Here is a 16,281-nt window from a genome sequence, read left to right on the forward strand (position 1 = left end):
CAAAACTATTCAAGAAAGGCTTATATAGAAAGCTTTACCATCTTCCTATATATGAAAGGAATGTGGAATGTTTTTACAACGCTTATTATTTTGGCTGCAACCGTAGTTATGTCTATCATGGTAGCTTTCTTTGCATTTTCAATGCTTGGGGTACAAGCCCACGGGGTAATAGTTACTCAAGCTTCCCCGGGGATAATTAAGGACGGGAAGTTATGTATCTCCTTACAAGCTTCTTCTAAAATAAAAATAGTGGAATTAGAAGTTGATAACTACACTGAACACTTGTGCATTTGCTTGTCACCGGGGCTAAATAATATCTCTATTCCATTGCCTTCCGGTTTTTCACCGGTTAAATGCACTCCCTACTCTTTTACTCTGGTTTTAAGCAACGGTAAGACTACATTAGTTAGTGCAGAAGAACATTGTTAGCCTTTAAGCTCTTCAAGTGCCTTACCCTTTGTTCTCAATCCCTTAAGCAGGAGTACTCCAGACACTGCAGATATTACTCCCACCAGTAGGAATGCGTACTCTGCACTGTAGCTGTAACTCATAGCAAATATTATAGGCCCTATTGCACCTCCTAAGTGTCCTACCCCGTCAGCAATACCGTAGCCAAGTGATCTAATTTTCGTCCCCAGATTCTCTGCAGTGTAAGAATACATTGTCGGGAATTTGAAACCTTGGAAGAACATCACAATGAACCCCGCGATGAGAAGGAAGACTCCTCCTAGTATGGGCATCGCCACTATTGCTACACCGCTGGCTATGTTTGAAAAGGAAGAGGAGAACTTCCTCTCAAACCTATCATTTAGGACTGAAGCTATAGTTACCCCCAATGGGTCGCCGTAAAGTATGTAAGTGTAGTAGAGAGTGGCGTCAGAGAAGCCCTTTGAGGAAAGTAGGGAAAATAATGGACTGCTGAAGAGTGAATACCCCGCAAAATAACTCGTAAACCACACGGCAATGAAGAGGAGGACTGTGTTGTCCCACACCATTTTCTCTCCCTTCTTTTCTTCCCACATTTTTGATTCCGGTAACGAAATCCTGAAGGTGAGGGCAAAGGCGGATATTACCAGTGAAGGTAGGAAGAGTAACCTCCAGTTATCTCCAACCACTAGAGCAATAGGTCCTACTAAGAGGCTCATGAGGAACCCGCCTAGAGTTGTCAGCCCTACTGCCCTCCCCCTAAAGTTTGTGATAGTCATTTCTGATACATAAGACGGTACTGTTGCTACTTCTCCCTCTATCCCGAAGCCTATGATGAACTCAGCTATTGTCAATTCAAGGTAATTCGTGGAGAGGAAGCCCAAGAGCGACCCAAAGAAGATAACTAACATTGAAAGAATTATCCCTATTTTCCTCCCGTACTTGCTTGAGATGAAGCCGTTTATTGATCCTCCTGTAAAGTAGCCTAACATTTCTGCTGAGAGTAGGAGAGTTGAAGGTACTGCACCTATTTGTGAGGCTGAAGCGTTTATTATGTAAGGCACGTTAAATATGTCCCAAAATGAAAGGGAAGTGCCCACGGAGATTAGGGCTAACTGCTTTTTAGAGAGCATGCATGTTTATACTGTTTATACTTTTTAAACTTTATCTTTTGTATCATATAAATGAGGAGAATGTCGCTGTGTTGAGGTTTTGGAGTTTATACTTATCAGTAAATGTAATAGAGAGCACTTTTATCTATGGTGGGTTTTGTATAGTCGTTGATTTTATTCCTTTATTATCGAAAATTTTAAGCTGATACACAAATAGTAGTGAGTAATGAAGTCTGCTGTGATACTGACAGTTTATAAGCGCTATAATTATATTGCTCAAGCGCTAAACTCCCTACTAAGGCAGATAATATTGCCCGATCAAGTGATTGTCGTAACTGATAATGCTGATATGTTAAGGCGAGAGGCACCTTTAATTGCTAAAATTGGTAATCTTAGTATAATTGAAGCAAATTATCCGCAAATAGGGAAGAAGATATCTTATGCTATAGATAATTTAGATGATGTCGACATTGTGTTCTTTCTAGAAGACGATGATATGTTCAAGGAGGATAAGGTTGAGTACGTGAAAAGGGTTTTTGAGAAGGAGAACGACATAGTAATGCTACATAATAGTCAAGAGTATATCGGTATTAACGGGGAAAAGACGGAAAATTTCTATGCAAAATTACTTAAGGAGCGACAACCTCATAGTGACGTAATTATAACCTCAAAGAATGTCGGCTCTATATATATGCACTACCCTTATTTTCACCATAATCTTTCTTCCATGAGTATAAGGAAGGACATTTTGGTAAAGTATGAGCCATTTATCTCAGGTATTGATATTACCCCAGACATGGCTCTACTCTTTATCTCTTTATTAGAGGGGAACGTATTGCATACATCAAGGAAATTGACGTATTTTAGAGTAGGGTCTGGGATCAGCAGTTACGGTAAAATTACAGATTATAATAAATTTCTTGAGAACGAACATAAAATATTATGCAGCAACCGTAGAATGCTGGAGGACTTTAGGAAAATGCTTAAACTTGTGGCTAACTGTGACAATTGTAGGACTATAGCAGAGATTGAAATTTTGGCTAAGGAAGTATATCTTTATTTAATGTGTGGATATTTTAATTATTGTAACGGAGATAAAATTCCCCCATATTCCTCGTTAGTCTTTAAGTGTATTAAATACTTTCTTAAGAGAGAAATGTCATCATCCGACTTTATAGTACGCTTAGGTATGATAAGCTTACCATTAATACTTGGTAAAAGGAGAGGAGCAGAGTTTTATGTAAAGAAGAAATTTAAGCGCTATTCAGAAAGCAAATAATGGACGTGAATAAGAGGCTTTGTTGTGTATGGTTAAATGTTTAGCGTACAATACTCTTATCCTTTTTCTCCTCTTCCATAATTAAGTCAAGCCACTTCTTTATTATAACATCTTTACTGTACCTCTTAGCCCTAATAACGGCGTTTTTCCTCATTTCCGGGTTGTAGCCGTTTTCCCATATTTCTATCGCCTTCTTTACTATTTCGTTTCTACCGTTTACAAGCCATCCGCAATCTTCACATACAGTCTCAGCTGGTCCCTGCTTACTGTAAGTAAGTACTGGTGTCCCGCAAGCCATGCTCTCTACCGGGACGTAACCGAAAGGTTCATGATTAAATAGTACTAAAGTGAATAGTGCGTTCGCGTAAAGGTCTACTAACTCTTTCTCTTCAACAAAACCTAAGAATTCCACGTTTTCCATCTTCCTTTTAACCCTGCCGAACGCCTTTATTTTTACTCCTGCTTTAGAGAGTAACTTAAGCACTTCAAAGTCGGTCTCTTTTCCTTCAACACCCACGTACGTAAGCACATAGTCACCTTCAGGGTTTTTCGTAGGCCTAAATAGGGAGTCATCTAAAGGGGGGTATATTACGTTGTCAACCTTTATACCCCAGCTCTCATATAATGTTTTAGAATAGTTGGAGTTTGTTATAAAGAATTTTGAGTTTTCCCTCACTCTATGGACGTGTTTTTTCTCCATCCTCCTAAATGCGGGATCAAAAGTCTTGTATATTACCTTATATTTGAGTGGGAAGTCCTTTGCATTAACTATGTCGTCTAAAGCTTTAGTTATTTGCCCCTGTCCATAATACACAGTCGAGTTGGCAAGTATAGAAGACGAGGAGTTGATTACTACGTCTCCTTTAACTTCAACTTTATACGGGAATATCATTGACTTCATCCAATCCCTCAATATGGGGAGAGAATGGAAGAGTGAATAACCTAAGCCTACTTTCTGTTTTATTAATTCGAAATCCGCCCAGTCAAGTTCTTCCTTTACTTCCTCACTTATATACGTACTGACGAAAGAGACTTCATGCCCCATGTTTTTAAGTTCCTTCCCCATAATAACTGGAGGCTTAACTGCGCCATAAATGGCGGTAAGCGGGTCTGTAATAAATGTGAATAACATTGAATATCTATACGATAATTTTCGATATAAACCTTTTCATTTCCGTCTTTAGCCATGTTTACATAATAATTCATGAAAGTAAGAAAATACTTCGCATACTACTGTTTTATGTATTCTACGGTAAACTCTGAGAAGAAAACGTAGGCTAGGTTAATAGCTATTGCAAGACCTTCTATTGCTAGAATTATAGGACTAACTATTATTAGGTCAAAATATTCCAAGGAGAAAGTTACATAGAATATTCCTAATAATGTAATAAGCGTTATTAATGTTAGTCTAGATCTTGGTAATGATAACTTCTTTAACTTCAGTGAAGATAGCATTATAATTATGCTGGGAATTGAGAATATTGTAAGGACTGTATAAGGTTCTTGTAAAACGAAAGAATGTAACTCATGATAATTGTTGTCATGTATAAATACTGACAGCCGGAAAGTCGAATATGGTTCGCTAGCGTTGAAGCATATTTTTACGTAGGTTGGGGAATTAAGATCTAAGTGGAGTATTAAAGTACAACATTTATTTACTTGAAGATGGTAAGACGAGTTGTTTATGACTACTACAAAGTTACTCGGATGTGCTACAGAATAGAAGTCATTTGATGCTACTAATGTGAACTTTAGTGAACCGTTCACGTTAGCATAGTTTGAATTCACCTTATAATAAAGTCCGTTTGTTCCATGTACACCTTGTAAGTATACGTACTTAGGACTTCCTTCTATGCATATCCAAAGGTAGTAAGTTTTATCTGGCTCCAACTGTAGGTTGTCAAAACGGAATACCTCAGAGTTATTTATTACATAGCTAGGATGAATTACCGTAGAGGATTGAATAACACTGCTAGGATTTAAAGATGTGCTTATCTTCGTAATTATTTTATACTCACCTAAAGAGAACTTACCGAACAAGATTAGTTCTCCTAAATTAATCTGACAATTTATGGAGAACCTCTGGATTAGAGCATAAGAGCTATTAAGGTAAAAACGTGAGCTTGCGTTACTAAAGTAGTTTATGATCTTAGGGTAAACGCCGTTACCCTTTATAAATATCTCTGCAGTATAATTCCCTTTAGGTATGAAAAATCTATGTGAAATTGAGTAAGGAATTGCAGGATAAGTTTGTCCGTAGCTTGCGTTAAGGTAATAATTATCGACTACTGTTGGTCCGTCATAATCTAATTTATATAGCATAAAGTCTCCTTCAGCTGCATAGAGCTTATAGCTAGAGATATTCGTAGGCGGTCCGTTACATGAATTGAATAGCATCCATGTAGTGCTTAAATTACCGTTAAACCAAGAGTCCCAGGAATGGGAACTCACTATGCTAAGGCAGCAGGAGTGGGTGTAGACTGAAGATCCCTGCGGTATCATATCTGCTAACTTAAATACCCCTAGGTCTTGTGATGGAATTGGATAAACAGGAGAAGTATGAAATATTGCTATTCCGTTTACTAATATCCACATTAAAATGTTAACCGACAATAAAAAAGAAAATAATATCTTTAGGCATCTTATTTTTATTATGTGCCTTATCCTCTCTACGCCTTTAAGGAAACCTAAAACTGCAAAAGGTGCTATATAGCTTCCGTAGTAAACTAATGGGTACCAATAAGGGTAGAATACTGAGACCATCACTGCGAGGAACCAGGGCAGTTCAAGGATGAAGATAGGGTCTATGAAAGCTAAGAAAAGAAAAGGTGCGTTAAGTATAATTAAGTACATTATCTTAGAAAGAGGATCTAGTGCAAGTCCTTTAGCTAGGCTTGAAATCGAGAAGGGATTAGTCCCGTAAAGGTTTGAGAATGCTGAGTGATTGCCGTGGGAGAAGAAGCTTATCATGTGCATCTCCAATAAGAAGAAGGATACGCTCATTAGAAAGACGAAGATCTCGAGCCAGTAAGTCTTAAGCATTAACTTAAGGTCATTTTTTATGACGAGCTCCTTTTTAATCAGCCTTTCAGTCAGTAGGTAAAATGTGAAGAATGCCCCTATAATGGGGGAAAATTCTATTGTAGAAAGCGATAGAGCAAAGAGGATAAAGAATGGGATCCACTTCTTTTCTGTATAGAAATAAAATGCAAATATAAAAAGTCCTGCGAATAGTGTCAAGACCTCAAACGGTTGGGAGTAAATGAACGGGTAAAGGACGTATGAAAGCCCGTAAATAAAAGCCAGTTTTTCCGACTTTAACGACTTCCTAGCCATTAGGAAGAGCGGTATAGAGGGAAAATAGTTTACTATATTAAGGACGATGAAAAGGGATACAAAGTTTGGCATTATAGCGTAAAATGGTAATAGGACTATAAGGATCGGTGAACCGTGTACGCCGAAGAAGGAGCCTCCGGGACATGTATTGTAGAACGGGAGGTGACAGAATAGTGTACTAGTCATTGACTGTACAAATGTCGAAGTGTCTAAATCGCTTTGCCGATTTAATGTTTGATAAATTGCGTACCAAGACCTCAGAGTTGTCATGAATAAAGTAGCGCCTAAAAGTAGCAGGAAGTAGTTTACCTTAAATCGCATACAAAGTGCTATCGGATGTGTTCTTTTAAAACTTTTCGTATTATTAATGGAGAATGCAGTAGTAGAGTATTTAATGGACCAAATGTAGCTTCTATCTGATTGGAGTATCTCAATTGTCTTATATAATGCTAGATCAAGGTTCTAAGGTTATTTCGTATTATATAGTATTTATAAATTCGTTTAGTTTCTTACACATTACACACAGTTCTCTGCCTTAGGCAATAGATCAAGTTATTTACCCTAATAATATAACCCGTCTTTTTTACGCTCAGATCTCCATGTGTAACCATCAGGATTCTTAACACTAGTGTATCTCTAAAGATGTGTTATTTATTAGTTCTCAATAAGAGTGAGTAGAAACTTTAGAGTGTGACCTAAACCCTTTATCATTTTATACGATTTCATCCACAATTTTATTTATGTTTTCCTTAAATTTAGAGAACGAAAATCTTTCTCTAGACTCAAATATTTCCTTCCTTGCTTCAAGTGAGAAACTCATTGCCTGGTTTATTAACTCTGGGATTTCTTCTGGTCTAGAATAACCTAAACCATATTTACCCTCCATTGCTATATCGATCCAAGGCCCTCCTACCTTAGGTACTACTGGCACTAGGCCATATGATATTGCTTCAGCTACAGCTATGCCTCCGTGCTCTTTTAATTTTGTCTGTAAGAATACTGATGCTTTCCTGAATAACACATCCTTCTCCTCCTCAGTTGGATTTGGTATAATCTTAACGTTTGGTGGGGCATGACTCTCCAAGAACTTCAAATAGTCTTTATCGCCTTTATTCACAGCACCTGCTATGATAAACTGAAATTTGGACTTTCTTGCAGCTTCCAATCCTATTTCAAGTCTCTTCTCCTTATTTATCCTTCCAAAGATGAGTACAATTTCTTCTTTCTCTTTTAGATTTACGTTTGATGACATTTCCATAGGAAGACCTACTATATCAATCCTCTTAGGTTTTATACCTAGGAGAGATAAAGATTTACTTACCATATTCTTAGCATTTTTACCTATTACAATCATATTAGCTCCGTCATAAACTTTGTACAACCTAAGGAACTTCACTAGGTATACTGGAATCTTTTTCTTTATATTACCGTAATCATCCATAAAAGGGGCGATAAAGCTCTCGTGTGCGAAGTTTATTGTAGCATTATATATGAATACGTTAGGGTGGTTATTGAACGTGAATTCCTCCTTGATACGGCTTAGCTTCCTTTTCTCCTTGATAATCCTTATCCCAATCTTATAAAGAGGGTCTTTCTCGGAGTATGTAAAGCTACCTTCAATTATTTTGTCAAAATGTAAAGGAGGAAGCTTAGGGTGATATCTGTCAGTATAGAGAGATATAGTGTTGAACCTATCTTTTAAAGCCTTATACACATTAACAAACATTACTTGCCCTCCTCCTAGTCTAGTGAACTCTTCGATAAAGAGAGCTTTCACTTACTATCCTCCTCTAAGAACTCTTTTATTGCTTTATGTTCAGCTAGAGCTACTTTTTCCCATGAACTGTGTAACTCTAGGAATTTTTTTACGCTTTCATCGTCAAATAATTGCTTAATTTCTTCGTTCTCCATTTTTAGCACATTTACTGTCTCTCTTGCCATTCCTACTATATCTCCTTCTCTCACTACCTTTACCGCGGGCAAATTTCCGAAAGCTTCACTTATGGCAGGTATACCGTAAGCGACTACCGGTGTGCCCTCCATGAGCGATTCTAATACTGAAAGAGGAAACGCGTCACCGTGAGTGGGGTAAATGAAGACTTTAGATTTACCTAACATACTTAAAAGTTCAGGACTGCTTATAAATCCAAGATATTTTGCGTTTCCATTAATATTCTTGAAAAATTCCTTTTTTATTTTTTCAGAGAAAAACTTTCCCGCTATTATGAGATTGGCGTTAGGCAGTTCCCTTGATACTTCCTTCCATATTTTTTGGATATCTCTTATGCCCTTTTCTGGTTCAAGTCTGGAAAAATATATAGCGAGGTTGTTCTCCTTTCCTACGTCTACTTTCTCTTTCAACTCTACAGCATTAGCAGGACGGAGTACTTTTGATTTTATAGGTTTTTCAACATAGCCCGACGAGAAAAGTTCTTTAATTGCAGAATAGCTAACTCCAAGGACTAAGTCTATGTACGTGGAATAGCTACGCCATAGTCTTCTTACGTAAACCTCGGCTAAAGGATGGAGAAATGATTCCAGTACAAAGCCTCTATTCCTTATATTCCACAGTAAACTGCCTATTTCTTTGAGTGAGGATGACTGTTGTAAAAGTATCAAAGGAGAACTAATCTGTTTCTTTAAGAAGACAGCAGATCCTACTAAATTGTATTTAATGTGATCAACAAATATTACGTCTACGTCTTTAACATCTTCTAGAAAATTTGAATAATAACTGATCTCCTGCTTTACCGAGAGTAGAGGGTTCTTTGATAACCTCAGTTCTTCACATTTTTCTTGAAAGGATCTAACATTTTCTGGAATTTTTACTCCTTCTTTCTCTAGTAATTTAAGTTCCTCAAAATCATCTTTGCAGTGGTTTATTATGCTCTCTAGCGGCGGTATCAGTACAACGTCATCAATCTTAGAAAGGTACTTCAGGACGTTAAATGCTCTCTTCTCAGCTCCTCCAACGTTTAGAGAAGGGTCAGCGATACGTAATATTTTCATCTACTGAATCTCTATTTGTGTTTAAATATTAAAATTTAAACATCTTATCATATGAGATAATAATGTGATTTCTTGATATTGCTATTTTTCAGAACTTAACATAGGATTTTTGTCTACATCTAACTAGATATGTCACTTTACCTTTCCTTACCTCACAATCGAAGTCATTGCTTAATTGTTTTATAATTTCTTTACACTTTTTAGAGAAGTGGAGTTCGAAAATTAACTTCTTGAATTTCTTTACATTTTCATAATCATTCATGATAACGCCGTATTCACACCCCTCATAATCTTTAGGAGATAAGGATTATCAACTAATTTTAGTATATCGCTAAGCGTTACCTTGTCAATTTCTACCTCTCCCTTGTTATCAACTTTATACGAGAATGAGTAGTAAATATCATAGTTTAACTGCACTTTAATTTTGCTTCTATTAACATGTGCTTAAACTTTGTATCTTTATAAACCCACATGCTGTTATTATACCTTCAACCATGTACATAAGCACCTAGTTCCCAAATTTCACTTATTGGTATTTTAGCAGAACCAATTACTATTGAATTATTCACAGTATCTACGTAAATTTTCCCTACATTATTCTTTCCTGTATAAGCTACAAATGCTCCTAGATACCAGTAGATACAGTGGTATATTACAGGTCTGATCTAACAAGTTTTTCGTTATATTTTATGCTGATAAAATCTAAGACTAAATAAAATAGAGGAGTGATATCTTTAAAGTACTTATATTTAGTTAGATCCTGAAGGTCAAGGGTAAACATGATCAACGCATCGTGAAACAGTAGTAATCATGTGCCAGATAGTGTTGTTATATATAATGCATTGCCTTGACCTTTAAGGCCTAACCAACTATAAAATAAAAGATTGCATATTTAACCTTATCTAACATGCATATTCGCAATTATTCTTAGTCTATTTACTCTAAACCTTATGCAATAGATTTTACACAGCTTATGAAGTTTACGCACTTTTAATGACTTGATTGTAATAAACTATTATATGCGTTTATTATTTCCTTTATGGAGTTTCCCCAAGAGAATTTACTTGCATACTCTCTTAGTTTTTCACCGTATTTTTCACCAAAAGATAGGATATTATCTAAAGATGGTAATTCGTCTTCAATTTTTAAGCAATATTTACAGACTTCTTGTGGGATCCTAGCATCTTTAAATACAATAACTGGAATTCCTCTAGCTTGAGCTTCAACTATTGGTAACCCAAAGCCTTCCTCCTTAGTTGGGAAGAAGAAGGCGTCAAATGAGTCGTAAATTTCTATAATTTTATCATCAGGTGCGGGTCCCATAATCCTTATCCTTTTGTCCTTCTCACTCTCCTCCATTATCTTCTTAAACACCTCGCTCCTAGGATTATAATTACCCCAAAGCTCAAAAACGACATTCCTATCCCTCAACTTCTTAAACACTTCTATCCCCCTAATAACATCCTTCCTCTCGCTATCAAGCTTACCTATATAACCTAACTTTATAACTTTCCCCTCCCCCTTATTCCTTTTTAAAGGAGTAAAGAACTCCTCACTTACACCGGGGTTAACTACAAAAATCCTCCTCTTGTAACCCAGTTTTTTTACCTCATCCTTAATTAGACTTGAGACCGCTATTACTGCATCTGAACTCATTATGCTTTCCAAATAAACCCTTTGTATTAAAGGAGGTTTCGAGTCTCTATATTTAAGGAAGAATAAGTCGTGGGCAGTAGTTATCCATTTTATCTTACCTTTCCTAATCGGAAAGAAAGGTTTGGGAGCTAATAGGTGAATAATATCGTAATTAGAGTAATCGCGGAAAAATCCTTTAAGTATACCGGTAAATAAGGATATGGCTGAGGAGCGTTCGAAAAGTGGATATTGCTCCGCATTAATTTCTTTTTTTAACCTCTTATATACTTCTCTAGTATACCTACCTATCCCTGTTACCTTGCTAATATCGCCGCTAAAGTCTTCCATGCTGGCTATTAAGAGTACTTTCACAGAATTTACTTCTAGTCTTGATTATTAAAGTTAATTTTCAAAATAATAATAGTTTTATCTGAATTAATATTAAAATTTGCAGTATATTATATAAAAATTCTACCTCTCTATTATCCTTAAAATTATAGACACAAACTTTAAACCACGTGTTAGAAAACTTTCAATTACTTTAACGTCTTCATTATTAATTATTTTGAACGACCTAAAAATCAAGAGAATTATTGGTAATAGAGCTAAAGCCAAAACAAGAGGAGCTATAATTACCTCAAGAACTCCCACGACGAGAAATAATGAAAGTACAATAGCTTCTCTTTTATTAATGAGGAAGACGGAAGCTTTGACTGCGTAACTTAAGATAAAGAGAGAGGATATCATGGTTACTATTATCTGTGACAACGCTCCACCAATTATTCCTAGCCTGGGAATTAATGCAAAGGAAGTAACTAACACTAACCCAGCGTCTAATGTCGATAAGAGAAGAAAGGGCTTTAGATCCTTATTTGATGCAATGATAAAATTGCTCAAAGAGTTTATGGAAAATGGGAGAGTAGCTGAAATTAAAAGTATATTAAAGACTTCAATTCCTTCCTTATAAGCTGGAAAGAAATAAGTAATTACGGCATCTCCTAACGGGATTGACACTATTACTGCAAGAAATACTAAGATTGAGAGGAATCGGAAGGAAAGGGAAGACATTTTCTTCTCGTCTTTCCCTAAAGCCTTATAGAAAGACGCTGTCGGCAATAAGACGTTATTTAAAGTTCCTAAAACCATTGAAGGCACTACTGCTACTAATGCAGAAAATTGGTAAATTCCTAGATAATAAGAGCCCAGAAAGTAGACTGTAGTGATCCTGTCTCCCTGAGAAGAGAAGAATCTGGCCGGGGAAGATAAGTATAAAGGCAAACTTTCTTTGAACTTCTTAAAGAGGAAGGGGAAGTCCAGGTAAGGTAGCACTACCCCTACTTTCCTGCTTAAGAGGACATAGTTCATTGACGACGAAAACAGTTCTCCTAAAGTCCAAATCTCGATGAAGAGGTAAATGTTGTGTAAAATGACGGAGATTATCGATATACCCCACCTTATAATTAGCAGTATAATTTCAGTTATTGCAGACTCAGTGAACATGTCCATCCCTATCATTATTTGCACTATAACGCTGTTAAGGAGGTAAAGGAAGAGGTAAGGTATAGTGAACTTAATGTAGTTAGGAAAGAGGAGGAAGATTACAAAAGCAGGTGTTATTAAGAAGGGAAATGTAAGGTATTCCCCTATTATCTCCTTCTTTACCTCTTTTTTAGCGTAAAGGTAAGATATTTCCTTAGTTATTATTTGGGCGGGAATGAAGTAAAAGAAAGATAGGATAACAGATTCGAGGAGCTGGATTATTGCTATTTTCCCGAAGAATGCAGGGCTAGATATCCTAGCGGTTACAATGAAAAAGACCAAAGCGACTATGACGTTGACAGTTGTTACGCTAAGTCTCTTAAGTGCGTCCTTAATAGGGTTCATTCAAAAATTGTTAATGACTTATGATTAAAGTTTTTATTCGTGTAAACAAGAGCTTTCTTGTTGCTCATGAGACAGCTTGCATGAGTTAGTTAATACATTAGTTAACTAAGTGTAGAATGTACTTCTTATTTTAAAATAAGATGGAATTATTTTAAAATATTTGAACGTTATAAAGGAACTACCCGTTAAGGTCTAGAGTATAGCCTACAGATCTACCAGTGTAACTCTTTCTACTCTGTTCATTTGATGTGACGAAGTGTATTAAATAGAATTTTCTTTCTCAACTTCTTCTTTCCTCAGCTTTTCCAATTCCTTTAAAGCCAAGTATCCAACGTCTTTATCTACACCATAAGCGTCAAGGAGGGTTATTTTGCGTTTTAAAATGATCTTACCCCCTTCAATTTGTAACTCCATAACTGAACCTTCTTTAATGTTGAGCTTCCTCCTAACTTCTGCAGGGATGACTATAATCCCTTTCTTATGGACTTTTACCTCCATGTGCTGTAATTGGACTAAGTAGTATTAAGCTTCATCTGAGTTTGCATGGTTATCAGTTCTTGTCGACAAAACACTATGTCCTTAGACATAACGAGGCTATAAGCTTACTGGAAATGCGATTTTCGAGTAATTTACAAAGGAAGAAGGTGAAACTAAATTCGGTTCGTGGTATCTAGCTAATACTAGTGCTAGTAGTCGTAAGTATTTCATAAACTACTCATTTTATGCTTTGGTAGTCTCTCCATTGTGGGCAATTCAATCTTTATCTAGATAAAGTCAAGTTTGTCTTTAACTGAGCTGAATTTATGCTGGAGATATAAAGAAAATGCTCAAATGAAAGAGGAAAACTGCTTATGAGTATAACTTTTATGGTACAAATTATTACTCTAAATACTTAACTAATTCTACAATTTCGCTTATCTCAGTAGGCACATTATCGTCTAAAGATACTAAACGGATATTTACCTTATATCTCTTTTCCAGATCACTCTTCATTAGACTGAACTGTTCCGGCTCGTTGGAAGCAATAGTAGTGTGGAAAAGCAGTATTACATGTCCAACATTAACTTTAATTGCTTCCAGACTTTTCTTCACATTGTTAATTGCTTCCATCATTTTATGTTCGCTTTTACTTTCCTTTATTTCAATTAAGTAAACGTTAGGCTTTGTTATTTGCTTCGCTTTCTTAAAACATATTGCGTCTGCACCTTTCCCACATAAGGCATCATATTTTATGCAACAAAAATTATCGTTTTCACTTATCATTTTCGCTAAGAATTTCACTTACCATTTTATTTAAAAATTCTTCCTCAGGCTTATGTATCGTTTCTAGGCTTTCTAAAGTCCCGTCTTCATTAACTTTGATTTCCTTGCTTTCAAACAGCTCGTTGTCTTTTTTCCTTAACTCATAAACTTTTACATTTCTTAAATAATATGCGAAGGCCACAGTGAACCATTCGCTGTGAGTAGTTATAAACATGTTCTTGTTTACCTTTGAAAGGTATTTCCCAACCTCTATCTGCATATCGGTATGGAGGTTAATCTCTGGTTCTTCTATTATCAACGTCTTAAGTATAGGATTTTCTACTAACATTTCAATAACGCTCAATTGTGCAACACCGGTAGAAATAACTGACAGAGGTACTTTTTTGCCTTTTATTTCTGCACTTAATCTTCCATTATCTATGCTGAATTTTACTCCGTAAAACTTTTCCTCTATAGGGTAGAGCCACCTCATGAAGTCGAGTATTAATGGTTTATTTTGTGTGGCAACTACTGGAGAATATACGTAGTTAGAGATTAAATTATTCATGCTGAGCACTGAAATCCTTTCCGTGCTTATAAAGGCAATAGGGTTATATTTTTCAAAGAGTTTTGTAAAAATTGCGGGAATTAAAGCACCTTTAGCTCCCTCTTCGTCTCCCGTAACGAATATACTATCGTTTGATGTCGCAACGACAGTTAACCCATTAGGTACCTTTTTATACTCAATTTTAACTTTTATAGGAGGAATTTCCTTTACTTTAACAGCAACGTTACCGTCAGAGCTTATGGTAAGTTTAAGGACGTCGTTTTCTAGTATGCACTTTTCTTCCCCAAACGTGACCAGATTTTTGGGATCTGAGAAAGTTAGTTCAATGACTCTTTTAAAATATTGCGGTAGGTCATTTTCAAAATCTTTTAGGTCTAATTCAAGGTTTATTATACCTTCTTCAAGTTTAATATTTACACTACTAGGGGTAAAAGGTAAAACATTAATGGGACCGTAAAGTATGTAAAATGCAGTAGAAAGGAAAGTCTTTCCAGAAGAGTTAGGGCCTATTATGATTATCTTATCGTTAAAATCTAGGTTAGCGTAACGGATAGGCCCTAAATTTCTCGCAATTAACTTCATATTTAAAGTAAGTGGGTCTGGACTTTAATCTTTTTACCTAGGTCAAGTACTTTCAAATGAGGGGTAATTCACGGATCCATTGAGGATTCGAATAATACAGAATTATAAGAAAGAGATATATTCATGAATTATCGCCTAATCGTGTTTGACGATACAGTCGTAATATTTTCTCTTAAAATATAGAAACAAAGCGAATTAGTAGAGAAAATATGAATCATCATAATAGATTCTTACTTTGGACGTTGTCAGATTTGAGCAAAATTAAAAACTGTTATAATTTCATATTATACATTAGACTAGAAAGGGCGATATAATACACATTTTCTTATTATTAGTTAGTATTACTCATGAATTATCGTTCTAATCAACTTGAATTTCGTTTCACGTTAAGTTAGCCTTTTTGTTAAAAGGGATAACATTTATGTTAATATATTGAAATATTTTATCATTCTCATATAATTCGGCTTCACTACTAGTTCTTAACGGCTGATATCATATGGTCAAATTTCATTCTAAATCGTTTATACTAATCAGACCATTATTTTTAAGTTCCTTAATGAGGAGCTTAACAATTTTTATACAATCTTCTGCTTCTTCTTTACTTACTTTACCGTATTGTGAATTCTTCCTACAATTACTTACTGCATCTAGTCCTTTCCTGTTTTCTTTTATAAACTCGTAAAGGCTTTCCTCATTAAGTCTCCCTAATAACGTCCTAATATCATGGGAAGGCACTATCGGTTGTTTAAGCCCTCTACTATTAAATATTGACCTAATTAAAAGCTCTGCCGATACTTGACATAAGAGGCACGAGACCCTGTACCTGCCTTTACTAAATTCCTCAATTGATGCCTCTAGGAACTCTAAGAATTCATCCATTACTTCCTTCTTTTTTCCTTTATGTTTAAAGCTTTACATGCAGAAAAGCTCCTCTAAAAGGATGCGACTAAAGCCTTTCAATCCTGTAAACTTTTCCTGCGACGTTCTTCTTCCAGGATAATTTCTGTATTGCCTCCGTGGTAAACCAAGGTCATAAATCTCGTGTTTCAAGTTATAAATAATTTCATATACTGTTTTTCCAAGTTTAACCTTAAATAAAATACTCTATTTAATTTTAAAACATTTTTATAACTTTAAATCTCCTTAGCGGATTACACTTTTTAGATGCCAAGAAAAACGTAAATACCAAATCTAACCTCTGCCGCACT

15 protein-coding genes are annotated in these 16,281 nt (G+C 35.8%); 2 read left to right on the forward strand and 13 right to left on the reverse strand.

Annotated elements, in window-relative coordinates:
• Positions 1-51: 51 nt before the first annotated feature.
• Entirely contained in the window at positions 52-429 is a 378-nt protein-coding gene (locus HS5_RS06980) for a hypothetical protein (RefSeq protein WP_236753444.1), read from the forward strand.
• On the opposite strand, the gene HS5_RS06985 is transcribed toward HS5_RS06980, so the two are convergent.
• Entirely contained in the window at positions 426-1,559 is a 1,134-nt protein-coding gene (locus tag HS5_RS06985; RefSeq protein WP_236753445.1) for an MFS transporter, read from the reverse strand. The two genes, HS5_RS06980 and HS5_RS06985, sit on opposite strands and share 4 nt — an antisense overlap.
• A 205-nt stretch (positions 1,560-1,764) precedes the next feature.
• On the opposite strand from HS5_RS06985, the gene HS5_RS06990 reads away from it, so the two are divergent.
• Positions 1,765-2,817, forward strand: coding sequence for a glycosyltransferase family A protein (locus tag HS5_RS06990; RefSeq protein WP_236750493.1), 1,053 nt, complete (start codon positions 1,765-1,767; stop codon positions 2,815-2,817).
• Between the two features lie 40 nt (positions 2,818-2,857).
• Here the strand turns inward: HS5_RS06990 and HS5_RS06995 are convergent, their stop codons facing one another.
• The 12 genes from HS5_RS06995 to HS5_RS07050 form a co-directional block, all read right to left on the reverse strand.
• Positions 2,858-3,949 carry a glycosyltransferase family 4 protein gene (locus tag HS5_RS06995; RefSeq protein ID WP_236750495.1) on the reverse strand — a complete coding sequence of 364 codons (1,092 nt, stop codon included), beginning with the start codon at positions 3,947-3,949 and terminating at the stop codon, positions 2,858-2,860.
• A gap of 98 nt (positions 3,950-4,047) precedes the next feature.
• Positions 4,048-6,474: a DUF2079 domain-containing protein gene (locus tag HS5_RS07000; protein WP_236750497.1), complete on the reverse strand. Its 2,427-nt coding sequence runs from the start codon at positions 6,472-6,474 to the stop codon at positions 4,048-4,050.
• Between the two features lie 391 nt (positions 6,475-6,865).
• Positions 6,866-7,930 carry a glycosyltransferase family 4 protein gene (locus HS5_RS07005; protein ID WP_236750499.1) on the reverse strand — a complete coding sequence of 355 codons (1,065 nt, stop codon included), beginning with the start codon at positions 7,928-7,930 and terminating at the stop codon, positions 6,866-6,868.
• A complete protein-coding gene (locus tag HS5_RS07010; protein ID WP_236750501.1) occupies positions 7,927-9,162 on the reverse strand; it encodes a glycosyltransferase in 1,236 nt (411 codons plus the stop codon). Before HS5_RS07010 ends, HS5_RS07005 begins: the two co-directional genes overlap by 4 nt.
• 88 nt (positions 9,163-9,250) lie before the next feature.
• Entirely contained in the window at positions 9,251-9,424 is a 174-nt protein-coding gene (locus tag HS5_RS07015; RefSeq protein WP_236750503.1) for a hypothetical protein, read from the reverse strand.
• Positions 9,421-9,579: a hypothetical protein gene (locus tag HS5_RS07020; RefSeq protein WP_236750504.1), complete on the reverse strand. Its 159-nt coding sequence runs from the start codon at positions 9,577-9,579 to the stop codon at positions 9,421-9,423. The genes HS5_RS07015 and HS5_RS07020 overlap by 4 nt, the downstream gene beginning before the upstream one ends.
• 573 nt (positions 9,580-10,152) lie before the next feature.
• A complete protein-coding gene (locus HS5_RS07025; RefSeq protein ID WP_236750505.1) occupies positions 10,153-11,169 on the reverse strand; it encodes a glycosyltransferase in 1,017 nt (338 codons plus the stop codon).
• A gap of 99 nt (positions 11,170-11,268) precedes the next feature.
• Positions 11,269-12,681 carry a lipopolysaccharide biosynthesis protein gene (locus HS5_RS07030; RefSeq protein ID WP_236750506.1) on the reverse strand — a complete coding sequence of 471 codons (1,413 nt, stop codon included), beginning with the start codon at positions 12,679-12,681 and terminating at the stop codon, positions 11,269-11,271.
• Between the two features lie 261 nt (positions 12,682-12,942).
• Positions 12,943-13,179 (reverse strand): AbrB/MazE/SpoVT family DNA-binding domain-containing protein, encoded by a 237-nt coding sequence (locus HS5_RS07035; protein ID WP_236750507.1) that lies wholly within the window; start codon positions 13,177-13,179, stop codon positions 12,943-12,945.
• 381 nt (positions 13,180-13,560) lie between these two features.
• Positions 13,561-13,944, reverse strand: a complete 384-nt coding sequence (locus HS5_RS07040; protein ID WP_236750508.1) for a hypothetical protein — start codon at positions 13,942-13,944, stop codon at positions 13,561-13,563.
• Entirely contained in the window at positions 13,934-15,073 is a 1,140-nt protein-coding gene (locus tag HS5_RS07045; protein ID WP_236750509.1) for an AAA family ATPase, read from the reverse strand. Before HS5_RS07045 ends, HS5_RS07040 begins: the two co-directional genes overlap by 11 nt.
• Before the next feature lie 507 nt (positions 15,074-15,580).
• Positions 15,581-15,952 carry a HEPN domain-containing protein gene (locus HS5_RS07050; RefSeq protein WP_236750511.1) on the reverse strand — a complete coding sequence of 124 codons (372 nt, stop codon included), beginning with the start codon at positions 15,950-15,952 and terminating at the stop codon, positions 15,581-15,583.
• Positions 15,953-16,281 lie beyond the last annotated feature (329 nt).

The sequence above is a fragment of the Acidianus sp. HS-5 genome (assembly GCF_021655615.1).
Classification (GTDB): Archaea; Thermoproteota; Thermoprotei_A; order Sulfolobales; family Sulfolobaceae; genus Acidianus.